Origin of the sequence: Paenibacillus sp. VTT E-133280 (genome assembly GCF_002264385.1) — a bacterium.
Taxonomy (GTDB): domain Bacteria; phylum Bacillota; class Bacilli; order Paenibacillales; family Paenibacillaceae; genus Paenibacillus_AQ; species Paenibacillus_AQ nitricinens.
The window spans coordinates 15,451-39,765 of the sequence record NZ_NFUX01000024.1 but is presented as its reverse complement, the minus strand read 5'-3'; the positions used below and the strand labels follow the sequence as shown (position 1 = coordinate 39,765).

The window sequence follows — 24,315 nt, the reverse complement described above, 5'->3', positions numbered from 1 at the left end:
AGCACCCTCCATGCAAAGATGCATGGAGGGTGCTTTGTTAAAAGATAAGAACGTATAAGTTTTACACTATACATTATCCTTAGCTTTCTCTCTTAAACACCTTTTGCGTCCTTATAAGGACGCAAAAGGTGTTTATACTTGTTGTGATAGCGCTTCATTCGACGTATAATTAGGGCTGGTGATTGCTTTTTTTAATGATATTATTCATTTGTGTATGGGTAGCGTATCAATTTCTAACTAGAGAAAGGGAGATAATTGCTGTGAAGCTATTGGGAGCGATTGAAGCAGGCGGAACAAAGTTTGTATGTGGGATTGGTTATGAGGACGGTACCATTGTTGACCGAGTTAGCTTTCCGACAACAACACCGGAAGAAACGATGGGACTAGTAATAGACTATTTTAAAGAGAAAAATGTAGAAGCATTCGGAATCGGATCTTTTGGACCGATTGATCCCGTACTGGACAGCCCTACTTATGGTTACATAACAACGACACCAAAACCCCACTGGGGACAATATAATCTGGTAGGCACAATGGCTGAACAATTTAACGTTCCGATCGGCTTTGACACGGATGTGAATGGTGCAGCGCTTGCGGAGAGTAAATGGGGAGCGGCTAAAGGTCTGGACAGCTGTCTTTACATAACGGTTGGGACAGGGATTGGAGCAGGAGCGGTTGTTGGCGGCCAGATGGTTCATGGATTGTCACATCCTGAGATGGGACATATTCTAGTTCGTAGACATCCAGAGGATACGTTTGAGGGTTACTGCCCTTATCATGGCGATTGTCTTGAAGGATTAGCCGCAGGTCCTGGGATCGGCAAACGCTGGGGACAACCGGCTGGAGAGCTACCAGTGGACCATCCGGCATGGGAGATGGAAGCTCACTATCTTGCCCATGCACTCATGAACTATGTGCTGATTCTGTCTCCTCAAAAAATCGTAATGGGCGGTGGTGTTATGAAGCAAAGCCACCTATTCCCGTTAATTCGTACTAAGCTGCAAGAGTTATTGAGCGGATATGTTCAACATCCATCGCTTAATGTCGACATCGATAATTATGTTGTCTCACCAGGTCTTGGAGACAATGCAGGGCTTGCTGGAGCGATTGGATTGGCTACATTAGCTCTAGCTAGAAGCTAGTATAAAAAGACATTGACTGTTCGGTAATATATGGTATTGTAGGATCTAACAGTATAGCATTTAATGAGGGAGCACCTCTTTCGCGTTTATCGTGAGAGTGGTGCTTTTTTGCGTTCGGGGTCTGATTGCGAAAGGATTTGTTCGCTCCGAAGGAAGCTCTTCCCGGAAGGTTATTGTGCTTGCTGTAAGTTGAGAAAGGTAGGGATGAATATGCAAATTGTATTTATGAACCGTTTATCCAGAATATCTGAAGTGGATCAAGAGGTGTACGCCCAGCTGTGGATTGGAGAGGAAGAGGGGATCTGGAGTCTGGGCTGGCGTGATTTTTCAGGAGGGGAGAATTACATTGAGAATTTATGGTATGAAGGTGGATCTTGGAATGAAATGCTCTGTGTGTACAGGCATGAGCTAGCGGTGAAGATGGGAGATGGCTATCGACCCTTAATCGATGGGATATTCCACGAGGAGGATAGTCTTAGCGGACGTAATCAGGAGCAGCTGAAGCTTCAATATTACAGTGAACATTATGGGAATGAAGCCATTTATGAAGAGTTATGTGCTTGGCGCCGTGGTAAGGCTTCGAGTGAACGGAAGGCACCCTATATTCTCGCCAGCAATCGTCTATTGCGCTTGTTAAGTACATTTCTACCGCATACGCCAGAGGAACTGATGCAAATTCCGGGTGTAGGAGAAGGCAAGGTAGCACAGTTTGGGGCCGATTGGCTGGCTATAACTACTGCGGTGGCAAGGGAACATTCCTTCCCTCTAAATTGGGTATATGAAGTAATTGAAGAGGAGTCTTTCGTATCTTGGCTTTATAAACAGAAAGAGGTCAAATATAAGAAGCAGCTAGAACGACTTCGCTTGCGGAGGATTATGTTACAGGGGATCGAGAATGGATTGGGCTTGGAACAGCTTAAGGTGAACAGTGGAGTGAACCGGCGTGAACTGATTGAAGCGGTAGAGGAGCTAGAAAGAGAGGGTTATTCCGTCGAGAAGCTGATCCATGTAGAGCTTGGCAATATGCCGCAGCATGAGCAGGATGCGATATGGAATGCCTATGAGGAGCTTGGAGACCTTTTCCTAAAACCGGTGTTACATAAGGTGTATGGTGACGATTTTTCCGCTGCTGAAGGATTGGATATTTATTATGAGCGTCTGCGATTGATCCGCATCCGTTTCCGCCGGGAGCAAACGCATAAAGTGGGCATGGCGACCAGTTTTTAAATTCGCGCATACCAAAAAGACGAAGGCTTCCTTATACCTTTCGGTTACAGGGCCTTCGTCTTGCTTATTCGTCCGGTTCGTTTCATAGCCATTCCTTCTTGCGGAAAACATACAGCATCCCACAGCCTAACGTCAACATAACACCTATAACGCCATAATAGCCATATTTTGTATGAAGCTCAGGCATATGATCAAAGTTCATACCGTAGATTCCGGTAATTACGGTCAGGGGCATGAATATTGTTGTGATCGCAGTAAACACTCTCATAATTTCATTCGCACGGTTGGCGATACTGGATTGGTATGCCTCTCGTAAGTTGCCCATGAGATCGCGATATGTCTCAAAGGTTTCAGATATTTTAACCGCATTTTCATAAATGTCGCTAAAATATTTCTGCAGCTGATCATCAATCAGACGGAGGTCTTTTTTATTTAGGGTATTGATTACTTCTTTTTGTGGCCCCAGCATTTTCTTCAACCATAGAATTTCACTTCGCAGACCGATAATTTCACTGAGATGTGACTTTTTGGTATGCATGAGAATATCTTCTTCCAGCTTCTCAATCCGAGCTTCAATTCGGTCGCCGACGGAGAAATAGTTATCCACGACAAGGTCAATTAGTAAGTAAAGGAACATATCCGGTTCACTTACTTCTTGCTCCCAGAGCATAGGCTTCAGGATTCGTAGTTCATTGATCTTTTGCTTCGTGACAGTGATGATGTAATGTCTTCCAAGGAATACATTGAGCGCCCGTAGGAAAATTTCTTCATCGTCAAAGCGGATGCTATTTACAACTATAAAGTAGTGACTTTCGTATATTTCGATCTTCGGACGCTGATCCTCTTCGCTAAGGCAATCCTCAACAGCAAGATCATGTAGGTTGAATAAGGGCTGAAGCAGCTCCAAATCCTCAACATCGGCGTCAATCCAATAGAACCCTTCCGTTGGGGGTGTTAGTGTTTCATCAATTTCATCAATAGGTGTAAAAACCCCTGCATTCACCAGCCGGATTTTCATCTGATTTCACTCCTCCTATCCCCAGGTCTTCACTAGGGACTGCTAAATTAAGCACAGAGAAAAAAATCAGCTTGGCCGGGCGTTACAATCAATACATAGGGCCAAATGACGTTTCGAGGGCATGAAGAAGAACTGCTCCCGCCGCCGGCAAGCTGATGATTATCCTGTGTGGTTGCTCATTCTGTACACATATTTGCGAGCTCGGGTCGCCTTCCATTCTTCTTCTCACCTCTTCTTTTCGTTCAGGTATGAAATACTTGTCTAGTATAACAACGGAGTATGCCTCTTTCAAGCAAATTTATTGTGATTTTGAGGCTTCTTCAGCATTGTATGGACTTGACGAAAAGGAGGTTCATGATTTAAAGTGAATTTTAAAGTAATTTAATTGAATACAGCTAAATCTTATCAAGAGCAGGTGGAGGGACTAGCCCTATGAAACCCGGCAACCGGCGTGTAAACGCACGGTGCTAATTCTTGCGGAATTTCTGCAGACGTCTAATCGTCTTCAGGAATATTCTGGCAGATGAGAGAGGCGCATATGACTGTAGATATGACCTTTCTCGATTTCCGAGGAAGGTCTTTTTATTGTTCAGCAAGCCGCAGTGCGGCAAAACAACTAAATTCAGCTAAGGAGTGGAAAGACAATGCCAATTAAAATTCCCGACAGTTTACCGGCGAAAGAAGTACTATCCGGAGAAAATATTTTTGTGATGGACGAAAGTCAGGCTTTCCATCAGGATATCCGTCCACTACGGATTGCTATTCTGAACCTCATGCCGACTAAAGAGACGACAGAGACTCAATTGCTGCGTTTAATTGGAAATTCGCCACTACAAGTTGATGTTACTTTATTGCATCCGCGTTCCCATATTTCCAAGAATACTTCTGCGGAACATTTGAAGAGCTTTTACAAAACCTTTGACGAGATCAGCCACCGCCGTTTGGATGGTTTAATCGTAACAGGTGCTCCTGTAGAACAAATGGAGTTCGAGGAAGTATCGTATTGGGAAGAGCTGAAAGAGATTTTTGAATGGAGCAAGGACAATGTGACTTCAACTATGCATATTTGTTGGGCGGCACAGGCAGGCTTATATCATCATTTTGGTGTTCGTAAAGTGGCATTGCCTGAGAAATGTTTTGGCGTCTTCCCTCATACGATTAATCAAAATAACATTAAACTGTTGCGCGGCTTTGACGAGGTGTTCCATGTACCACACTCTCGTCATACCGATGTCTCCCGTGAAGATATTGAGAATAATCCAGATCTGCAGATTCTGGCGGAATCCGAAGAAGCTGGTATGTATCTAGTGGCTACAAACGACGGAAAACAAATATTTGTGACCGGACATTCCGAATATGATCCTCTATCCTTGAAATGGGAATATGACCGTGATGTGTCTAGAGGGATGGAGATGGCTTTGCCGAAACATTACTTCCCTAAAGATGATCCAGAACGTACACCTCCAGCAGTATGGCGTGCGCATGCCAATTTATTATTCTCTAACTGGCTCAATTACTATGTATATCAAGAAACGCCTTATGATATCGACCCGATTGTTTATTAATAATAACGCTACAATATAAATTAGGAGGCATTAATCATGGATGACAAACTTAGGATTGAAAGTAGACTGGCTCAAATAGGTTCTCAAGAAGATCCAGCCACTGGAGCAATTAATTTTCCAATTTATAATGCAACGGCATTTCGTCATCCAAAACTCGGTCAGAGCACAGGGTTTGATTATAGCCGCACCAAGAGTCCGACCCGTTCAGTACTTGAGAATGCAGCTGCGGAACTGGAATCTGGAGATGCAGGATTTGCTTGTAGCTCAGGGATGGCAGCGATACAAACGGTGCTTACCTTGTTCGCTCAAGGCGACCATTTGATCGTTTCGCTGGATCTTTACGGCGGTACCTATCGTTTGTTGGAACGGATTATGTCCAAGTTTGGAATCACTGCTTCTTATGTAGACACGAATGATTTGGATGCACTGGAAGCTTCACGTCGTCCAAATACGAAAGCTGTATTTATTGAAACGCCAACGAATCCACTTATGATGATCACGGATATTGAAGCTGTATGCACTTGGGCACGTCACCATGGGTTACTTAGCATTGTAGATAATACCCTGCTGACTCCATTCTTCCAACGGCCTATAGAATTAGGTGCGGATATTGTAGTTCATAGCGCTACTAAGTATTTGGGTGGTCATAATGATGTACTGGCAGGCCTAATTGTATCCAAGGGTGTAGAATTATCAGCTGAAATAGCTATTCTACATAACTCTATTGGAGCTGTACTTGGACCAACGGACAGTTATCAGTTGATGAGAGGCTTGAAGACATTGGCGCTGCGTATGGAGCGTCATGAGAGCAATGCACTAGCGATTGCTCGATACTTATTAGAGCATCCAGCGGTTGCGGAAGTGTTCCATCCAGGATTGCCGGATCATCCAGGACATGAAATCCAGAATCGCCAATCTTCAGGCAATACCGGTATTTTTTCTTTCAAATTAAAAGATGCCAGATACGTGGAGCCGCTTCTTCGTCATATTCGTCTGATTGCATTCGCAGAGAGCCTTGGCGGCGTAGAGTCACTTATGACTTATCCGGCTGTACAAACGCATGCTGATATTCCAGTGGAGATTCGAAATGCTGTGGGGGTAGATGACCGATTGCTGCGTTTCTCCGTCGGTATTGAACATGCAGAGGATTTGATTGCTGATCTTGGCCACGCCCTGGAAGCTGCTAAGACAGAAATTGACCCCGAGTAACAGCAAGAGATGTTCACTCAAGCGTTAGTGGAAAAATAGAGGATAACTAGCAGTATCGCTAAGTGCGATGCTGCTTTTCTTCTGGATGGGAATTTGCGAAGAATGTAAAAGCATTTTTCAAGCTGTTCAGATTGTGATACGATGAGGAAATGAACTGTTCAATTGTATGAGAAAGGGTTGTCATCTTGAAAAAGAGACAACGTTTTTTCTTCCTGTAATTTTGTGATTCTATCATACCCCTAAGGGTTTAGAAGGAGGATGCGAACGATGAGTGCGATAGATCTTATTTTGGACAAAGCCCTACGGGGTGAACGTCTTCAATTGGAAGATACCATCCGACTGTTCGAGAGCAACGAAATTGAGAAAATGGGTGCAGCTGCAAACACCATAATGGAACGCTGGCATCCAGACCCGATGGCCACGTTTGTAATTGGTCGTAATATTAACTATACGAATGTATGTGATGTCTACTGTCGTTTCTGCGCATTTTATCGCAGACCGGGCTCTGATGAGGGATATGTACTGCCGGATGAGACGATTTACCAAAAAATTGCTGAGACTATCGCTGTAAATGGTACAGAAATACTGATGCAAGGCGGTACGAACCCAAATCTTCCTTTCAGCTATTATACCGATATACTTCGCGGAATTAAGCAACGTTTTCCTGAGATTACAATGCATTCCTTCTCTCCTGCTGAGATTATGAAGATGAAAGAAGTATCTGGATTATCGCTCGAAGAAGTTGTGCGTGAAATCCATGCTGCTGGCCTGGATTCATTACCAGGTGGGGGAGCGGAAATTCTCGATGATCGTACACGCCGCAAGATCAGCCGACTTAAAGGCTCATGGCGCGAGTGGATGGACGTAATGCAGACAGCGCATAAGATCGGTATGAATACGACAGCTACGATGGTCATTGGACTTGGTGAGAGTATGGAAGAACGGGCACTGCACTTACTTCGTGTGCGTGAGGCTCAGGACGAGTGTATTGCCAACAAATACGATTCAGAGGGTTTCTTGGCCTTTATCTCTTGGACATTCCAACCGGACAATACCAACCTGAAGCTGGATAGACAAACGCCTGAGGAATACCTGAAGACGGTAGCCATTAGTCGCCTTGTTCTGGACAACATTAAGAACTTCCAATCCTCTTGGGTAACAATGGGACCAGAGGTCGGCAAGCTTTCCCTTCAATATGGCTGCAACGATTTCGGCAGTACAATGATTGAAGAAAACGTAGTATCTTCTGCGGGTGCGACCTACAAGGTCAACATCGAGTCGATTACTCAATTGATCCGCGAAGCAGGCAAAATCCCGGCACAGCGGAATACACGCTACGATATTCTGCGCGTGTTCGATGACCCGAATGCGAAAATTGCTAATGATTTCATCATGCAGAACTAATATATAAATCAATTTAACGCTTGTTGCTCGTTAATCCGTTTAGTGGATGATTGAGCAGCAAGCGTTTTTTTTTGTAAGGTTAAGATTTAGATCGTTAGCCAGCCTCATTGCAGAAGATGGCTGAATCTTCCCTAGTTATGTCTTCTGCGCAATCGAAGCTTGGTGTTGGGTACGCCTTGAAAATGAAGGTTAGGGATCTGTGAACATAAATTCATTATATTATTACATTTCTGTATACACATTATTATCCAAAAGTGATATCATAATCATATCAAAAGAATATCTTATGGGGGTGCTTTTTATGAAGGAGAAAACGCTTCGTCCTATCAGCGGATTTTGGGTTATTGCATTGATTGCAGTTTGTTTGGGGGGTGGAATTTACGGTGCTGTTCAGGAGTATGTCGCAGTATCGGTCATTCTATTCGTTGTAGCGGTAGTGTTAAGTACAAGTATTACGGTTGTACAACCTAATAAGTCAGTTGTAGTTACCTTTTTTGGTAAATATATTGGGACTATCGCAACGAGTGGATTGTTTGCAGTCATTCCGTTCAGCGTTCGTAAGACGGTTTCCCTACGCGTTCGTAACTTTAACAGTGTGAAGCTTAAGGTCAATGATGTCGAAGGTAATCCGATTGAAATTGCTGCAGTAATCGTCTTCAAGGTGATTAACTCCGCTAAAGCCCTCTTTGATGTAGATAAATACATGGCTTTCGTAGAGATTCAGAGTGAAACGGCGCTGCGTCATGTAGCCAGTAAATACCCTTATGATAACTTCAATGAATCTGGGATGTCCCTGCGTGCCAATGCAGATGAAATTGCTAAAGAGTTAGCGACTGAGCTTCAAGAGCGCTTGTCCTTATCTGGCGTAGAAGTCATTGAAGCCCGGCTTACACATTTGGCTTATTCAACAGAAATCGCCAGCACCATGTTGCAGCGGCAGCAAGCTTCTGCCATTCTATCTGCTCGTCAAATTATTGTTGAAGGTGCAGTTGGCATGGTCGATATGGCAATTAAACAGCTTAAAGAGAGTGGTGTAGTGGAGCTTGACGAAGAACGTAAAGCGGCCATGATCAATAATCTGATGGTGGCGATCGTGTCGGAGCGCGGAGCGAGTCCGGTCATTAACGCCGGCTCGTTGTATTAAGGCGGTGCATCATGGCGGCCAAGAAAAGCTTTCCATTGCGGATCGATCCGGATCTGCATGAGGCGTTGGAACGTTGGGCGGGAGAGGAATTTCGCAGTGTAAACGGACATATCGAATACTTGCTGCGTGAGTCTTTGAAACGTGCAGGCCGCTTACCTGAAAGGAAACGCCGAGAAGAGTAGCCTGTTAAGGACAGTTCTAGCGCAGTTGCCCGGATATAGAACTGTCTGTGTAGGTGACTGTTTCTGCGGTTTACAAAATTTTGCCCCCTCTACAGACTTGACTGTCAGAGAGGACAGATTTATAATTACTCCATAATTCACGTTAACAGCTTTGACAAAGATATGAATGGATTGTTCTGGACCGTATCAGAGAGAGGGAACATGGGCTGTAATTTCCTCCGGTATCCTACTATCGATTTACCCCTTTGTAGCTGCGGTTATGAATTCCCTGAAATGGGATAGTAAGAACCGCCGGTTCATGGTCGTTATTCCATGCTTACGAAGGATTCTGACTCGATTCTGCTTTAAGAGCGGATTGAGAGAATCGAATTTGGGTGGAACCACGGGTGCAATCGCTCGTCCCTTTGCGGGACGGGCGTTTTTTGTATGCGTGGATATTTCCGTTTCGAAAAATTTAAAATTGTTGTTTGGCTTAAGGAAATGAAGGAGGAAATTAAAATGGTAAGTATTAAACTTCCGGACGGCTCTGTTCGGGAATACGCAGAAGGTAGTAATATTGATGATGTAGCGGCTTCTATTAGTAGTGGACTTCGCAAGAATGCGGTGGCAGGGAAATTGAATGGTATTGTCGTGGATCTGTCCACTCTGCTTGAGGAAGGCGCTTTGATAGAAATCGTAACTTTGGATTCACCTGAAGGCTTGGAAGTTATGCGTCACAGTACGGCCCACTTGATGGCACAAGCTGTAAGACGTTTGTATGGAACAAAGGAAGTTAAGCTTGGTGTAGGTCCAGTTATCGAAGATGGCTTCTACTACGATATGGATTTGGAACATCCGCTTAATCCTGAGGATCTGCTAAAGATTGAAAAAGAAATGGATCGCATTATCTCTGAGAACCTTCCAATTGTACGTAAGGAAGTTAGCCGTAAGGAAGCGCTCCAAATATTCGGTGAGCTAGGTGATCCTTACAAACTTGAACTAATCGAAGCATTGCCTGAAGATAGTGTAATTTCGATCTATGAACAAGGCGAATTCTTCGACTTGTGCCGTGGACCACACTTACCGTCAACTTCTAAGATCAAAGTCTTTAAATTGATGAATGTAGCTGGTGCTTACTGGCGCGGCGATAGCAAGAATAAAATGCTTCAGCGCGTATACGGGACAGCTTGGATCAAAAAAGCACAGCTCGATGAGCATCTTCGTCTGCTTGAAGAAGCGAAGAAACGCGACCACCGTAAGCTGGGTAAAGAGCTTGAAATCTTTACATTTAATCAATTGGTAGGTCAAGGCTTGCCGATCTGGCTGCCTAAGGGTGCTAAACTGCGCAGTATTCTGGAACGTTACATTGTGGATTTGGAAGCAAGTCTAGGATACCAGCATGTATATACTCCGGTTCTCGGTAATGTTGAACTATATAAAACTTCTGGACACTGGGAGCACTATCAAGAGGACATGTTCCCTAAAATGACTATTGATAATGAAGAGTTTGTTCTTCGTCCAATGAACTGCCCGCATCACATGATGATTTATAAGAGCTCGATGCACAGCTACCGCGATCTGCCGATCCGTATTGCTGAGCTTGGTATCCAGCACCGTTATGAAATGTCAGGCGCATTGACTGGCTTACACCGTGTACGTTCGATGACTCTTAATGACTCCCATATTTTCTGCCGTCTGGACCAAATTAAAGGCGAGTTTATTCGTGTAATCGAGTTGATTAAACAGGTTTACAGTGACTTTGGTATTAATGACTACCGTTTCCGGTTGTCGTATCGTGATCCTAAGGATACTGAGAAATATTACGCGAATGACGAAATGTGGGAAACTGCACAGCGAATGCTGCGTGAAGTTGTAGAAGAAGCTGGTCTTCCATTCTACGAAGCAGAAGGCGAAGCTGCCTTCTACGGTCCAAAGCTGGATGTTCAGATTAAGACTGTATTAGGCAAAGAAGAAACGCTCTCCACTGTACAGATCGACTTCTTGCTGCCTGAACGCTTTGAACTTGAATATATCGGCGACGATGGTCAGAAACACCGTCCAGTCGTTCTGCACCGTGGTATTTTAGGGACTATGGAGCGCTTTGTTGCTTTCTTGTTAGAGAACTTTGCGGGATCACTGCCGCTTTGGTTGTCTCCACAGCAAGTTAAAGTTATTCCAGTATCCACTGCCTTCGACGATTATGCTAAGGAAGTTACGGACAAGCTGCGCCGTCGTGGGATCTCTGCTGAGCCAGATCTGCGCAATGAGAAGCTGGGTTATAAGATCCGTGAAGCACAGCTCGAGAAGCTGCCATACATGTTCGTAGTCGGCGAGAATGAAATGAATGCTCAGACAGTTTCCATCCGCAAACGTGGGGAAGGCGATATTGGAGCTAAGCCGCTTCAAGAAGTCATTGAGCTGCTGTCTCAGGAAATTGCAGACCGTGTAATCTCCTAATGACTTGAAATCATTCACACTAAAAGCACGTTAATAATGACCTCTGTCATATGCCCATGAGGATCTGGAAATGGATCCTCATGTATAAAATTTTGTGAATCGGGAAACCTTCGCTAATAAGGGGGAGGTTTATCACATGAACAAAATGGGTATATTTCAGAGGTTTTGGTGTCTTTTCGTCACAATAGTCCTACTGCTGACTGCTGCGGGTATTATTCCTGAATCCAAGCATCAAGCGGTTGTGGCCAATGGGACAGAAGACACGTTACAGCACACAGATATTAGCAAATTACCAACGAGCGAGTTGCAGCATACTCAGGCAAATGTTGTTTCTATGAAAACCAAAGAACAGCAAGCTATTCTCACCACTGGCCGTGCTACCTTGTTCTCAAATGAGCCGCATTCCAGTATACCAATCGTTCCTGCGACAACAAAAAATAAACCAGAAGCTACAAAGTCACCACAGAGCACTAAAGCTCCGATTACCAAAGGGAGTGGGGGCAAAGGCTCTTCAAAATCGCCGAATTCTGTTCCTGTAGCTGCACCAGCTCCTGATCAGATCATCACTTCAATGAAGGTGATGGCGACGGGTTATACTGCGGGTTATGAATCTACGGGTAAAACGTCTAAACATCCCGAATACGGAATCACCTATTCAGGTGTGAAAGTACGTAGAGATAAGAATACAGTCTCGACCATTGCTGCTGACCCTAAGGTAATCCCGTTAGGGAGTATACTTTATATACCAGGTTATGGATACGGCATCGTTGCTGATACAGGATCTGCCATTAAAGGGCGGAAGATTGATTTGTATTTTGCTACTACGAAGCAAGTATATAAGGAATGGGGCAAAAAATCAGTTGTAGTTCAGCTCATTAAGCGAGGAAACGGTACATGTACAGAAGTGATGCTGAAGAAGCTTACTCAGGCGATTGAGACCTATAATGCTGTACCGCAATCCCTGCTGGAAGAATCCATTTAAGATATAGCGGTTAAACTTCAATGAATTTGGTGGATTGAACTTAATTTCACTTGGTCATGCATAATAGTGACATCACCTTGCCATAATACGGACTGGGGCAGAGCATTAGCCTCATCCGAGATGTTCTCTTAGTAAGCATTATCTATGCTGCATAAGGGATAAGGGAGGTGAATTCCGTGGCTAATAATAAAAAATCTAAAGTTCAAGAAAATTACAAAACACCGAATGAAAAATACAATGCTGAGTTTGCTGTTGAAAATGACGGCGCTACTAAGCAAAGTGGAAATACTTCTAAACCAGCTCAGAAACCGCAACAATAATGCGCTTCTGAAGCAGAAGACTGTTGAATAAAGAGACTGTCCCAGATCAGTTTATAACTGAGGGACGGTCTTTTTTCATATTTATAGTACTAAATAGAATAATATCCCAATCGTCTCCGTCTAGAGACTGAGTGGAAGTTCCTTCTCTCGCCGCTGTTTATGAGTGCTTCCTTCCTGTAGACTAAGGCTATAAGATTGAAGAAGAGAGCGTTCCACTAATTTAAAGGGGAAATGGAATATGAAAAGAAGGTTCACAAGTCAGATTTTTGGCGGCTTGATCCTGATAGGGATTGGAGCCATGTTTCTACTTAGACAATTGGGTTACACCGATTTTAGCTTAGGTTATTTGATCTCAAATTATTGGCCTGTTATTTTGATCCTCATGGGGATGAAGCAACTTCTGGGTACGGGCGACGAACATCAAAAAGGTGGATCTTCACCTATCGGCGGTTTATTCTTTCTGGCGATCGGAGTGTTCTTCCTCGGACGAAATTTGGACTGGTTCGATATCTCAGCCGGGGATTTTTTCAAAATGTTTATTCCAATCATGTTGATTGGCGGCGGTCTTTATGTAATTTTCAAACCACGAGGTTCAGGTTCTGTACCACCGGTGCCGCCTGCTCCACCATCACCACCTGATTACTTTCCTCCAGGAAAAAGCTCACTGGATGTAGAACCGCCAAAGCCGCTGGATTCCACATTAGATGAACAATTCGAGCAGAAATTCGGCAAACCTTCTGGTCAGCGAGACTGGAATATCAATCTTCAAAAAGATGAAGAAGACGACGAGGACGAAACGGGAGCTTATAAATCCACCGCAGAATCACGTTGGCAGGAGAAACAGGAGCGCCATGAGCGCAGACGTCAGGAACGTCATGAGCGTCACGCTAGAAGACATGGGGAATGGCATGAGGAGTTCCATGAGGTAAAGGGTAGCAAGGAGTCGACCAATCGCTCTGCTTTTATCGGGGATGTCCACATGGGGCGCGAGCATTTCCAACTGAAGAACACGAATGTCTCGCAGTTTATAGGTGATACTGTCTTGGATCTGACGAACGCACAAATTGCTTATGGCGAGACGAAAATTAATATTTCCGCTTTTATCGGCGATATCAAGGTATACATTCCGAATGATATGGATCTTGGGATCTCAGTGAACAGCAGTTCTTTTATCGGTGATATGGAAGTACTGGATCAATCACGTAGTGGATTTATGAGCAGTGTGCAATGCAAAACACCTTATTATAAAGAAGCGGGCAAAAAAGTCCGCATTAACGTAAGTGCTTTTATAGGTGACATTAAAGTTAAAACGGTGGGTTAGATGGGAACAATCTTCAGTAATACCAAATGGTTGTTGTTGTTTTACTTTTTGCTCACTGGAGCCGTTAGCGCCGGGTTGATGTATGCAGGCACTTGCCTTGGGTATATCGAAGTAATGGATTATCGCATGTGGCTATATTTATGTCTTGGAATCGTGTTGTTCACTGTTGTAATCGGCTATATGGCAGGTCAGCGCATTCAGCGGCGGATTGATCATCTGGATCTAAATATGCTGCAGGTGGCAAAAGGGAATCTGTCCGTACGTATGCCAGAGAGTGATGATCAGTCTTTTGCGAGAGTATACCATGAATTTAATGTCATGATGGATACGGTTGAGAACAAGATGCAGCTTCTTCAGCGTTTGGGTGAACAAGAGGTTATTGAGAAGGAACAGGCAGCGGAGAGTGCGGTGTTGGAGGAAAGAAGGCGTATGGCCCGGGATTTGCACGATACGGTGAGCCAACAGCTTTTTGCCATCCATATGTCGGCTTCTTCGCTGCCTAAAGTGCTGAAGGTCAATGAAGCTCAAGGTCAATTAGTAATGGATCAGTTAATTGCCATGTCACAGATGGCACAAAAGCAGATGAGAGCGCTCATTGCACAGTTGCGACCGGTGGAGCTGGAAGGCAGGAATCTTTTCGAAGCACTGGAAAAATGGTTCCCTGATTATTGCCGCCAGAACGGCTTAAAAGGAATGAAGGAGCTTGAACTGCAAGGAGAATTGTCTGAAGCCATTGAACATCAGCTGTTCCTGATTATTCAGGAGGCAATGGCGAATATTGTGAAGCATGCTGAGGCTAGACTGGTGAGTCTATCGCTGCGTGAAGGGGCTAGACAGGTTGTTCTGAGTATTAGTGACGACGGTCAAGGCTTTGAACATATACAGCAAAAACAGGGTTCCTACGGTCTTACCACCATGCGCGAACGTGCGGAGAAACTGGGTGGACAAGTGGAGATCATTAGCCGTAAGGGTGCGGGAACGACCATACGCGTACATATCCCTAAGTTTGTACAAGGGAATGCTGAGTCAGAGAGAACAAGAGCATTAGGAACAGATACAGAGGACGAGGAGGAATAGAGCATGAGTGTCATAAGAGTGTTGCTCGTAGATGATCACGATATGGTACGGATGGGTCTTAAAACATATCTGATGCTGGAGCCGACGTTTGAGGTTATAGGTGAAGCAGCGAATGGACAAGAAGCGCTGGAGATGCTGCGTGCTGGCGGACATGAAGGCTTACCCGATCTCGTGCTAATGGATCTGATGATGCCTGTGATGAATGGTGTGGAGACTACTCGTGCAGTGCTGTCAGAATTTCCTGGTCTCAAAATCGTTATCTTGACCAGCTTCCTAGAGGATGATCTCGTCGTGGATGCTATCGAAGCTGGAGCAGTCAGCTATGTGCTCAAAACCGTGTCAGCAGAGGAGCTGATCTATGCACTGCAAGGCGCATTCCGTGGTATGCCAGTCATGACTGGTGATGTATCGCAAGCATTGACGCGTGGCATACGCCAGCGTACCGTACAAGGCGATTCCTCCGGTTTGACGGAGCGTGAGAAAGAAGTCCTGCTGCTCATTGCTGAGGGGAAGACCAATAAGGACATCGGCGAGGAACTACATATCAGCATCAAGACAGTGAAGACGCATGTCAGCAACCTGCTGATGAAATGCGAGCTGGATGATCGAACCCAGTTGGCAATTTATGCTCATCGGAAGGGTTGGGCTCAGGGGTAGGGATTGGTGTTTAAGATGATTTGGAGTAGTTTATGGGACTTAAAAGTAAGTTATAGGGAAAACTTCCCTTTAGACTTGAGTTTTACGCTTGTATACAGGATTATAGGGAAATCCTCCGTATAAATTTCTTGTTTTTCTCATAAATAACTATAATGCTGAGAATTATAGGGAGGTATTCCCTTTAAATCTTGATTTCTTGTGATTTTTGGTTAATTATAGGGAGTTTTTCCCTATAACTATTGATCGTTGTTTGTTCTTTGTTCATGGACTTCGTTCATGGACGTCGTTCTAGGGTTTTGTTCTAGGTTGTATGTTGGAAGTTCGGGCCGCGTTGTTTTCCGCGCCCGAGCTTCTTTTTTACTTCCCTGCTTAGGGAATGGGTATCAGAGCGGAAAGTTTACGTCCGCCTTTGAAATCATGTTCCACCCGCAGGGTCAATTCATAGGAACATGATTTCAAGAGCGGTGTAGCCTGAAACCCAGTCCCGCCCTACAGCGGTTTGTCTTCTGATACCTAATCCCGTCTATTCGCCTATATCTTTTATCTCCGCTTAAATTGTTTTTAATGTGACCTTAAGGTTTAAAGTACAAAATAAGAAACAAGAAAACAAATTAATCCTTGTCGGGCGACAGGATGCAGGAGGTAAATAAACATGGACGATAACAAAAACAACTTTAATCGTGACAATGGACCAGCACCAGATCGGGATTGGGACAATAATAACCATAATAGCAATAATAATCAGTCATCCGAATCCGGATCATCATACTACTATTCTTATGGACCATTTAAATCATTGAACAAAGATGAAAGTAACGTTGACGGAAGTGCTCAGCATTACAACCGGATGGAGCCGGAGCGGGTCGAGATTACACCTCCACAGCCTGTAAAACAACTTCCATATAACAGTTCATATCGCAGTACAGGCTTCGATGGTAATGGTGGTGGAAGAGGTGGAAACGGCGGAGGCGGTTCTGAAGGTGGCGGTGGCTGGCAGTTTAATAAAAAACCAAAAAGCTCAATGAAAACAATATTTGTTTCCTTCTTAGCGGGTATGGTCGTTCTCTCAGGTTCTATGTTCATGGCAGATCGAGGCAACTGGTTCACAGGAGATGCAGCTTCAACCATTGCGAGCTCAGAATCGAATGGAACGGCGAAGACGACGAATGAGAGTGCTAGTACTACACCTAATACTACAACTACATCATTGGTGAAAGGATCTCGTGATGTGACTGGCGTAGTGGATGCGGTTGGACCAGCAGTCGTCAAAATTGAGACGCTAGTGAAGTCCGGTTCACGTAATGGAAGTTCATCCAGTCCGAATTTGAGTGATCCGTTTTCTCAATTCTTTTTCGGAGATCAATATGGCAGCAATGGTTCTTCACAAAATGAGCAGGACTCGAAGTCAGGTTCAAACTCCTCATCGCAGCTTATCCCTTATGGAATTGGAACAGGCTTCATTTATGAGAAATCTGGATATATTTTGACGAATCAGCATGTCATTGAAAATGCCGATGTCATCCAAGTTACAGTGGATGGGGTGACGAAACCATACGAAGCGAAATTGCTAGGTTCCAGCAAAGATCTGGATTTGGCCGTTCTGAAGATTGAAGGAGACAGTGATTTCCCTACAGTTGCCCTGGGAGATTCGGATAGTCTGAAAGTAGGTTCAGAAGTGGTTGCTATCGGTAACCCACAAGGCTTCGACCATACAGTAACCTCTGGTGTTCTTAGTGCAAAAGGACGCAGCATCGATATTAATGAAGAAGATGGTAGTGGAACACGCAACTACAAGAACTTGCTGCAAACTGACGCTTCTATTAACCCAGGTAACTCTGGTGGTCCGCTGCTTAATATGAATGGACAGGTAATTGGTATGAATGTAGCCGTTAGTACGGATTCCCAAGGGATTGGTTTTGCTATCGCTGTGAACACGATAAAAGAAGTCGTAGATAAACTGGAAGCGAACCAAGCGATTCCAAAAGAACCCGTTCCATTTATTGGTGCAACACTTATGACGATTACGGATGAAGTTGCTAAGCAAATGGGCACAGATATTAAAGAAGGATCTGTCGTTGCAGATATTATCTTTAAATCACCAGCGTATGCCGCTGATTTGCGCCCTTACGATATCATTACAGGTGCAAATGGAACGCAATATGCAACAAACCAAGATCTGATCGCTTTCATTCAAACGTTAAAAGTCGGTGACAAAGTAACGCTGAATGTGGTGCGTGATGGTAAAAAGCTGGATCTCTCCGTTACAATCGGCAACAAAAATGATTTTGATACAACGACTACTGGGCAAAGTCAGCAACGATAACACCGGACGGTGAATCACGCGGAAGGGGCAACCCTTCCGTTTTTGTCTAATCATGGTATGACTGCTACAATATAAATAAACAGAAACAATGGGGGCTGCTTGATGCGACCGAATATTCTAATCATTGATGATGATGAAAAAATTATTTCCATGCTTCGCCGAGGACTAGCTTTTGAAGGTTACGATGTAAAGACTGCGGTGAATGGAGCGGATGGGTTACGAGCAATCCTGAGCAGTGATCCGGATGTGGTGATTCTGGATGTTATGATGCCTCAGGTGGATGGATTTGAAGTCTGTCGTCGTTTGCGTGAAGGAGGCAGTAATGTGCCTGTTCTAATGCTTACAGCCAAGGATGAAATTGAGCATCGTGTGAAAGGGCTTGATCTGGGTGCGGACGATTATCTAGTTAAACCATTTGCGCTGGAAGAATTACTTGCACGTGTACGAGCATTACTACGACGTAAGAGTGAACAAAATGGCGGCAGTGAGCAAGCGGTTACTTATGAGGATATTACCTTAGATGTAGATTCACGGGAGGTTACACGCGCCGGTAAAAGACTGGAACTGACAGCGAAGGAATTTGAGCTGCTGCATCTCTTTATGCAGAATCCGAAACGGGTGCTTTCGCGGGATCTGATTATGGATAAAATATGGGGTTATGATTATAGCGGTGAATCAAATGTACTTGAGGTATACATAGCTATGCTACGTCAAAAGACGGAGGAGCATGGCGGTAAACGCCTCATTCAAACGATCCGGGGTGCCGGTTACATTCTAAGAGGTGACAACTAACATGTCTATAAGATTGCGGCTGACTGCTTGGTATTCAGGGATTTTGGCCGTTATGCTGCTGGCCTTATCAGCCGCAATTTACGGTTTTGTCTATTTTAATACGTATGGGGACTTGAAGGATCGCGTACAAAAACAGGGAGAGCAGCTCGTATCCAATCTTAACCCTAATTGGGCGTATGACGGTTCGTTGCAGAGTGTGAGTATAAACCCTTTCTTTGGTAACAAACTTGAGGAAGCTAATATTCTGGTGCAAACCTATATTTATAATAATAAGAACCTGCAAAAGTCAGAGAATATGCATTATCTAGATCTCCAATTCGATGTTCCAAAGCAGGTTGATATAGAAAAAGCTCATGGGTTTATACAGACTACGCTTGGCGGATATCATTTGATGATTTATCAGCTGCCGATATATGACTTGAATAAGAGCCCAGTAGCGCTTCTGCAGGTGGCAACACCGTCAAATTCAGAAGATATGCTCATGGAAAGGCTTAAAAATATCCTGCTAGTCGGCACATTTGCAACTCTAATTGCGGCCTTTACCTTTGGACTGTTCTTAGCCAGAAAAGCGATGAGTCCGATCGGCAAGGTTATTGAGGCCGCAAATGGTATTCAAACAGGGACAGATTTAAGCTCCCGTATTGAATATGATGGACCTCCAGACGAAATAGGAAGACTTATTGAGACCGTTAACAGTATGCTTGGGCGTATGGAAGGATTCTACACAGAGCTTGAGGATTCGTATGCGGCTCAGCGTCGTTTCGTATCGGATGCTTCACATGAGCTGCGGACTCCGCTCACAACCATTCGCGGGAATATCGATCTGCTGCAAAAAGTATGGGAGATGGAGCCGGGTGAAGGGAAGATGAGCGAGGCTGAAATTCGCCAGCTCTCCATGGAATCGGTGAAGGATATCGCGGACGAGTCTAAGCGGATGAGCCGACTGGTAGCGGATATGCTCTCTCTTGCGCGTGCTGATACAGGGCGAACCTTCGAGATAGAACCCGTGGCATTGGAACCAATGATGACTGAGATTGCTCGTCGGGCGTCTTTCCTGCCTCGGCAAGCGGAGTGGGTTACTGGAGATATGTCTGCTTTAAATGGGAAATATGTTGTTGGGAATAAAGATTATTTACAACAAATGTTGTTTATTTTCATCGACAATGCTTTTAAATACACACCTTCTGGCGAGGTGAGTTTAGATACGATTTTCTATCAGAACCAGGTTGGTATTCGGATCACCGATACGGGTATAGGTATGGATAAAGATGAGGTTCCATATATTTTCGACCGTTTCTATCGTGCAGATGAATCACGTGGAATTACAGAAGGGATTGGGCTTGGTTTATCCATTGCGAAGTGGATTATTGACGAACATGGTGGGTCTGTGGAAGTTGTTACTCGTCAGGGTGAGGGAACTACTTTTGTGATCTGGCTTCCGCTTCTCTTTGCTCCACCGCTGGAATAGGGTATAATTTAAAGTGTGTCCTATTACAGAAGTCAACGAAAGCAGAAAGTTGGTGAAGTCATGGAAGTCATTAAAATTTCTCCCCGGGGATACTGTTACGGAGTCGTCGATGCAATGGTAATGGCAAGGCAGGCTGCGCAAAATCTCGATCTTCCCCGGCCGATTTATATACTGGGCATGATTGTTCATAATAGTCATGTCACAAATTCGTTCGAAGACGATGGCATTATTACCTTGGACGGTCATAATCGTCTGGATATTCTAGATCAAGTAGACAGTGGGACTGTTATATTCACTGCTCACGGGGTTTCACCTGAGGTGCGTAAGATGGCAAGGGATAAAGGATTGACTACGGTTGATGCGACCTGTCCTGATGTCACCAAGACCCATGATCTTATTCAGGAAAAAGTAGATGATGGCTATGAGGTCATTTATATCGGCAAGAAAGGCCATCCGGAACCGGAAGGTGCTGTTGGTATTGCTCCTGAGCATGTGCATCTGATTGAAAAAGAAGATGAGATCGCCACATTATCCATCCCTTCTTCACGGATTGTTATTACGAATCAGACTACTATGAGCCAGTGGGATATTAAACATATCATGAAAAAGCTCCTAGAGACCTTCCCGGGTGCCGAAGTGCATAATGAGATATGTATGGCTACTCAGGTGCGTCAAGAGGCTGTAGCGGAGCAGGCGGGCCAGTGTGATCTATTGATTGTCGTTGGTGATCCGCGAAGTAACAATTCTAATCGTCTGGCACAGGTGTCGGAAGAAATTGCTGGAGTTCCTGCTCATCGGATTTCTGATGTGTCTGAACTGAACACAGACTGGCTGAAGGGTGTAAATATTGTGGGTGTTACTTCTGGTGCATCTACACCTACCCCAATTACCAAAGAAGTTATTCATTATTTGGAACAGTATGATTCCGAGAATCCTGAGACATGGGAGATCAAACGTACTGTAAATATGGCGAAGCTACTTCCTCCGGTTAAGAAAAAGAGTGCAAGTACATCATAATCGCTGTAAGCGAACTTATATATTTGAATTGTGACAAGAGCGCGTAACCTCGTCTATCGAGGTTACGCGCTCTTTTTATATGAAGCAAGCGGTTTCATCTTATTAATCAGGAAACAGGATTGACGGTAAAGGATTTTTAGAGTAAAATCGCTTTATTGATTAAAAGCATAAAAGCTTAAAAGCTTAAAAGCGAACACGCGTCGTAGTGTGAGTGTATTTAGCGGAATTATTATAAATTTTAAGTGTAGAGAGGAAGTTATTAAAATGATCGTCATTACATCCAATCAAACGCCAGAAGAGCAGGTTAAAGATATTATTGCAGTTATCGAAAGAGAGGGCTTGCAGGTACATCTCTCCAAGGGTGCAGATCACACCGTTATCGGTTTAGTAGGAAGTGTCACACCTAAGCTTGCAGAGCATTTGCGGCAAATGAAGGGTGTGGAGAACGTCGTGAAAATCTCCAAGTCCTATAAGCTAGCTAGCCGTGATTTCCACCCAGAGGATACCATTATCGATATCAAGGGTGTAAAGATCGGTGGCGAGAATCTGGTAATCATGGGCGGGCCTTGTGCTGTGGAGTCACCAGAGCAGATTGATGAGATCGCTCGTCTAGTTAAAGCATCAGGTGCTCAGGTACTGCGTGGAGGCGCGTTTAAGCCCCGTACAGGTCCTTACAGCTTCCAAGGTGTAGGTGTAGAAGGTTTGACGATGATGGCTGAAGCAGGAAAGCGTCATGGCCTGTTAACCATTACAGAGGTTATGACACCAGAGTATGTGGATATTTGTGCAGAACATGCGGATATCCTCCAGGTAGGTACACGGAACATGCAGAACTTTGATTTACTGCGCAAGCTGGGTACTTGCGGAAGACCGGTCCTTTTGAAACGTGGCTTCAGTGCAACTTATGATGAGTTGCTCAATGCAGCGGAGTACATTTTGGCCGGCGGAAATAAGGATGTAATGCTCTGTGAGCGTGGTATTCGTACATTTGAGACTTATACACGTAATACACTGGATCTATCGGCTATTCCGGTTCTACAAAGCTTAAGCCACCTTCCGGTAATCTCTGACCCCAGTCATGGTACTGGACGTCGTGAATTAGTTGAACCTATGGCCAAAGCATCGGTTGCTGCTGGTGCGAATGGTCTAATCATCGAAATGCACACAGATCCGGACAATTCCATGACAGGTGACGGTGTTCAATCGTTATTCCCTGAACAGTTCGATAATCTGCTTAAGGATCTAGAAAGGCTTGCTCCAATTGTTGGACGTAAGTTTTCAACTTCGCCAGAAACAGTTTCGGCGCTATAATATGTAAGCATATCGCTACCTTGGAAGCCCTCTAAACCCGCGCTATAACGGGATAGTTGGGCTTTTTTTCTATTGGATAAGTTAGAAATGTTATGAATATTAACGAAAATAATGGATTTCACGAAAGCGTTAGAATATCTTACATTGCTGAAAGAAATACCTGACATAAGCATTGACGATGTTAGGTATGAGATTTATAATGACGACAGCAAATAAAAATGAAACAAGAACATTTGCATACTGTGAGGGGCTTAATGTTCGGAACTTGGGGGAGGAAAAATTCATGTCGGTTGAAAAAGTGTTGCAAACAATTAAAGAAAACAATATCGAGTGGGTAGATTTTCGATTCGTAGATTTAGGTGGCCGTGCTCACCACATTTCTCTGCCTGCTTCTGAAGTGGAAGATGAAACTTTTGTAAATGGGGTAGCATTCGACGGTTCTTCCATCAAAGGATTCCGTGGTATTGAAGAATCAGACATGGTTATGATGCCTGATCCGAACAGTGTGTTCATTGATCCGTTTACAGCTCATCCAACGCTGAACGTAATGTGCGACATTTTCACTCCTGATGGTGAACGCTATGAGCGCGATCCTCGCGGTATTGCTGTGAAAGCTGAAGAATTCCTGCAGAAGAGCGGAGTTGGAACATCGGCATTCTTCGCACCTGAGTCTGAATTTTTTATCTTTGATGATGTTCGTTACGAGAGCGGTATGAACAGCTCCTCATTCTTCGTAGATTCTGAAGAAGCGGCTTGGAATACGGGTCGTAAAGAAGAGGGCGGCAACCTGGCATTTAAAGTTGGCGTTAAAGGTGGATATGTACCTGTAGCACCTGTGGATTCCCAACAGGATATCCGCAGTGAAATGTGCCGTCTGCTTGCTGAAGTTGGACTACGCATTGAGCGTCATCACCACGAAGTAGCCACTGCAGGTCAAGCGGAAATTAACTTCCGTTTTGATACCTTGAAGAAAACTGCTGATAATCTCATGACTTATAAATATATTGTACAAAACACTGCACGTCAGTACGGAAAAGTAGCGACTTTCATGCCAAAACCACTGTTCGGTGATAATGGTAGCGGAATGCACGTACACCAATCCATCTTTGATGGAGACACTCCCTTGTTCTACGAAAAAGGCGCCTATGCTAACTTGAGTGAAATGGCTCTTCATTATATTGGTGGTATCTTGTACCATGCACCAGCTCTGATCGCTTTGACTAACCCAAGCACCAACTCCTTTAAACGTTTGGTTCCTGGTTACGAAGCACCGGTTAACTTGGTATACTCCAAAGGAAATCGTTCTGCAGCAGTTCGTATCCCGGTAGCAGCTGTGACACCAAAAGGCTGTCGTATCGAGTTCCGTACACCGGATTCCACGGCTAACCCTTACTTGGCATTCTCCGCCATGCTGATGGCAGGTCTGGATGGAATCAAGAACAAGATCAACCCACAAGAACTGGGTTACGGTCCTCTGGATAAGAACATCTATGAATTGTCCGATGCAGACAAAGAAAAGATCCGCAGCGTTCCAGGCAGCCTGGGCGAAGCGCTTGATTCTTTGGAAGCTGATTACGAGTTCCTTACTGAAGGCGACGTATTTACTAAGGACTTCATTGATAATTATATTGCTCTGAAACGTTCCGAGGCTCAAGAGGTTGCGATTCGTGTTCATCCACATGAATATTCTCTGTACTTCGACCTGTAAGATTGCTTAGAT

Annotated in this window: 20 protein-coding genes and 1 riboswitch; of the genes, 19 read left to right on the top strand and 1 reads right to left on the bottom strand. The window is 44.4% G+C overall.

Features of this window, described 5'->3' with window-relative positions; translation table 11 throughout:
• The first annotated feature begins 260 nt into the window (after nt 1-260).
• A complete protein-coding gene (locus CA600_RS12810; RefSeq protein ID WP_256989830.1) occupies nt 261-1,142 on the top strand; it encodes an ROK family protein in 882 nt (293 codons plus the stop codon).
• Nucleotides 1,143-1,352: 210 nt separating this feature from the next.
• The gene (locus CA600_RS12805) at nt 1,353-2,369 is read left to right on the top strand and encodes an HRDC domain-containing protein (protein ID WP_094870526.1); all 1,017 of its coding nucleotides are present in this window, start codon (nt 1,353-1,355) and stop codon (nt 2,367-2,369) included.
• 82 nt (nt 2,370-2,451) lie between these two features.
• Here CA600_RS12805 and corA read toward each other — a convergent pair whose 3' ends face one another.
• Nucleotides 2,452-3,387 (bottom strand): magnesium/cobalt transporter CorA, encoded by a 936-nt coding sequence (corA, locus tag CA600_RS12800; protein WP_042125638.1) that lies wholly within the window; start codon nt 3,385-3,387, stop codon nt 2,452-2,454.
• A gap of 399 nt (nt 3,388-3,786) precedes the next feature.
• Nucleotides 3,787-3,917, top strand: a riboswitch (SAM riboswitch).
• A gap of 114 nt (nt 3,918-4,031) precedes the next feature.
• On the opposite strand from corA, the gene metA reads away from it, so the two are divergent.
• From metA to glnA, 17 genes are all read left to right on the top strand, one after another.
• Nucleotides 4,032-4,952 (top strand): homoserine O-acetyltransferase MetA, encoded by a 921-nt coding sequence (metA, locus tag CA600_RS12795; RefSeq protein WP_042186211.1) that lies wholly within the window; start codon nt 4,032-4,034, stop codon nt 4,950-4,952.
• 36 nt (nt 4,953-4,988) lie between these two features.
• Nucleotides 4,989-6,161, top strand: a complete 1,173-nt coding sequence (locus CA600_RS12790; protein WP_094870525.1) for an aminotransferase class I/II-fold pyridoxal phosphate-dependent enzyme — start codon at nt 4,989-4,991, stop codon at nt 6,159-6,161.
• A 267-nt stretch (nt 6,162-6,428) separates the two neighbouring features.
• Nucleotides 6,429-7,565 (top strand): cyclic dehypoxanthinyl futalosine synthase, encoded by a 1,137-nt coding sequence (gene mqnC, locus CA600_RS12785; protein WP_094870524.1) that lies wholly within the window; start codon nt 6,429-6,431, stop codon nt 7,563-7,565.
• A 301-nt stretch (nt 7,566-7,866) separates the two neighbouring features.
• Nucleotides 7,867-8,709 carry an SPFH domain-containing protein gene (locus CA600_RS12780; protein WP_094870523.1) on the top strand — a complete coding sequence of 281 codons (843 nt, stop codon included), beginning with the start codon at nt 7,867-7,869 and terminating at the stop codon, nt 8,707-8,709.
• An 11-nt stretch (nt 8,710-8,720) separates the two neighbouring features.
• Nucleotides 8,721-8,891 carry a toxin-antitoxin system HicB family antitoxin gene (locus CA600_RS12775; RefSeq protein WP_042125648.1) on the top strand — a complete coding sequence of 57 codons (171 nt, stop codon included), beginning with the start codon at nt 8,721-8,723 and terminating at the stop codon, nt 8,889-8,891.
• A 498-nt stretch (nt 8,892-9,389) separates the two neighbouring features.
• Entirely contained in the window at nt 9,390-11,327 is a 1,938-nt protein-coding gene (thrS, locus tag CA600_RS12770) for a threonine--tRNA ligase (protein WP_094870560.1), read from the top strand.
• A 136-nt stretch (nt 11,328-11,463) separates the two neighbouring features.
• Nucleotides 11,464-12,309: a 3D domain-containing protein gene (locus CA600_RS12765; protein WP_256989829.1), complete on the top strand. Its 846-nt coding sequence runs from the start codon at nt 11,464-11,466 to the stop codon at nt 12,307-12,309.
• 176 nt (nt 12,310-12,485) lie between these two features.
• The gene (locus tag CA600_RS31225) at nt 12,486-12,629 is read left to right on the top strand and encodes a hypothetical protein (protein ID WP_156113077.1); all 144 of its coding nucleotides are present in this window, start codon (nt 12,486-12,488) and stop codon (nt 12,627-12,629) included.
• A gap of 238 nt (nt 12,630-12,867) precedes the next feature.
• Nucleotides 12,868-13,950, top strand: a complete 1,083-nt coding sequence (gene liaF / locus CA600_RS12760; protein ID WP_094870522.1) for a cell wall-active antibiotics response protein LiaF — start codon at nt 12,868-12,870, stop codon at nt 13,948-13,950.
• Nucleotides 13,951-15,027, top strand: coding sequence for a HAMP domain-containing sensor histidine kinase (locus CA600_RS12755; RefSeq protein WP_094870521.1), 1,077 nt, complete (start codon nt 13,951-13,953; stop codon nt 15,025-15,027).
• A gap of 3 nt (nt 15,028-15,030) precedes the next feature.
• Entirely contained in the window at nt 15,031-15,684 is a 654-nt protein-coding gene (locus tag CA600_RS12750; RefSeq protein WP_042186223.1) for a response regulator, read from the top strand.
• A 652-nt stretch (nt 15,685-16,336) separates the two neighbouring features.
• Entirely contained in the window at nt 16,337-18,007 is a 1,671-nt protein-coding gene (locus CA600_RS12745) for a S1C family serine protease (RefSeq protein ID WP_094870520.1), read from the top strand.
• A 102-nt stretch (nt 18,008-18,109) separates the two neighbouring features.
• Nucleotides 18,110-18,799, top strand: a complete 690-nt coding sequence (locus CA600_RS12740) for a response regulator transcription factor (RefSeq protein WP_094870519.1) — start codon at nt 18,110-18,112, stop codon at nt 18,797-18,799.
• Nucleotide 18,800: 1 nt separating this feature from the next.
• Complete coding sequence (locus tag CA600_RS12735; protein ID WP_094870518.1) at nt 18,801-20,267, top strand: sensor histidine kinase; 1,467 nt, start codon at nt 18,801-18,803, stop codon at nt 20,265-20,267.
• Nucleotides 20,268-20,327: 60 nt separating this feature from the next.
• Nucleotides 20,328-21,284 carry a 4-hydroxy-3-methylbut-2-enyl diphosphate reductase gene (locus tag CA600_RS12730; protein ID WP_094870517.1) on the top strand — a complete coding sequence of 319 codons (957 nt, stop codon included), beginning with the start codon at nt 20,328-20,330 and terminating at the stop codon, nt 21,282-21,284.
• A 264-nt stretch (nt 21,285-21,548) separates the two neighbouring features.
• Entirely contained in the window at nt 21,549-22,595 is a 1,047-nt protein-coding gene (gene aroF / locus CA600_RS12725; RefSeq protein WP_094870516.1) for a 3-deoxy-7-phosphoheptulonate synthase, read from the top strand.
• Nucleotides 22,596-22,878: 283 nt separating this feature from the next.
• Nucleotides 22,879-24,303 carry a type I glutamate--ammonia ligase gene (gene glnA, locus CA600_RS12720; protein ID WP_060624822.1) on the top strand — a complete coding sequence of 475 codons (1,425 nt, stop codon included), beginning with the start codon at nt 22,879-22,881 and terminating at the stop codon, nt 24,301-24,303.
• Nucleotides 24,304-24,315 lie beyond the last annotated feature (12 nt).

Coding starts and splice junctions, on each gene's coding strand:
- CA600_RS12805 (WP_094870526.1), top strand. CDS start 1,353: ATGCAAATTGTATTTATGAACCGTTTATCCAGAATATCTGAAGTGGAT.
- corA (WP_042125638.1), bottom strand. CDS start 3,387: ATGAAAATCCGGCTGGTGAATGCAGGGGTTTTTACACCTATTGATGAA.
- metA (WP_042186211.1), top strand. CDS start 4,032: ATGCCAATTAAAATTCCCGACAGTTTACCGGCGAAAGAAGTACTATCC.
- CA600_RS12790 (WP_094870525.1), top strand. CDS start 4,989: ATGGATGACAAACTTAGGATTGAAAGTAGACTGGCTCAAATAGGTTCT.
- mqnC (WP_094870524.1), top strand. CDS start 6,429: ATGAGTGCGATAGATCTTATTTTGGACAAAGCCCTACGGGGTGAACGT.
- CA600_RS12780 (WP_094870523.1), top strand. CDS start 7,867: ATGAAGGAGAAAACGCTTCGTCCTATCAGCGGATTTTGGGTTATTGCA.
- CA600_RS12775 (WP_042125648.1), top strand. CDS start 8,721: ATGGCGGCCAAGAAAAGCTTTCCATTGCGGATCGATCCGGATCTGCAT.
- thrS (WP_094870560.1), top strand. CDS start 9,390: ATGGTAAGTATTAAACTTCCGGACGGCTCTGTTCGGGAATACGCAGAA.
- CA600_RS12765 (WP_256989829.1), top strand. CDS start 11,464: ATGAACAAAATGGGTATATTTCAGAGGTTTTGGTGTCTTTTCGTCACA.
- liaF (WP_094870522.1), top strand. CDS start 12,868: ATGAAAAGAAGGTTCACAAGTCAGATTTTTGGCGGCTTGATCCTGATA.
- CA600_RS12755 (WP_094870521.1), top strand. CDS start 13,951: ATGGGAACAATCTTCAGTAATACCAAATGGTTGTTGTTGTTTTACTTT.
- CA600_RS12750 (WP_042186223.1), top strand. CDS start 15,031: ATGAGTGTCATAAGAGTGTTGCTCGTAGATGATCACGATATGGTACGG.
- CA600_RS12745 (WP_094870520.1), top strand. CDS start 16,337: ATGGACGATAACAAAAACAACTTTAATCGTGACAATGGACCAGCACCA.
- CA600_RS12740 (WP_094870519.1), top strand. CDS start 18,110: ATGCGACCGAATATTCTAATCATTGATGATGATGAAAAAATTATTTCC.
- CA600_RS12735 (WP_094870518.1), top strand. CDS start 18,801: ATGTCTATAAGATTGCGGCTGACTGCTTGGTATTCAGGGATTTTGGCC.
- CA600_RS12730 (WP_094870517.1), top strand. CDS start 20,328: ATGGAAGTCATTAAAATTTCTCCCCGGGGATACTGTTACGGAGTCGTC.
- aroF (WP_094870516.1), top strand. CDS start 21,549: ATGATCGTCATTACATCCAATCAAACGCCAGAAGAGCAGGTTAAAGAT.
- glnA (WP_060624822.1), top strand. CDS start 22,879: ATGTCGGTTGAAAAAGTGTTGCAAACAATTAAAGAAAACAATATCGAG.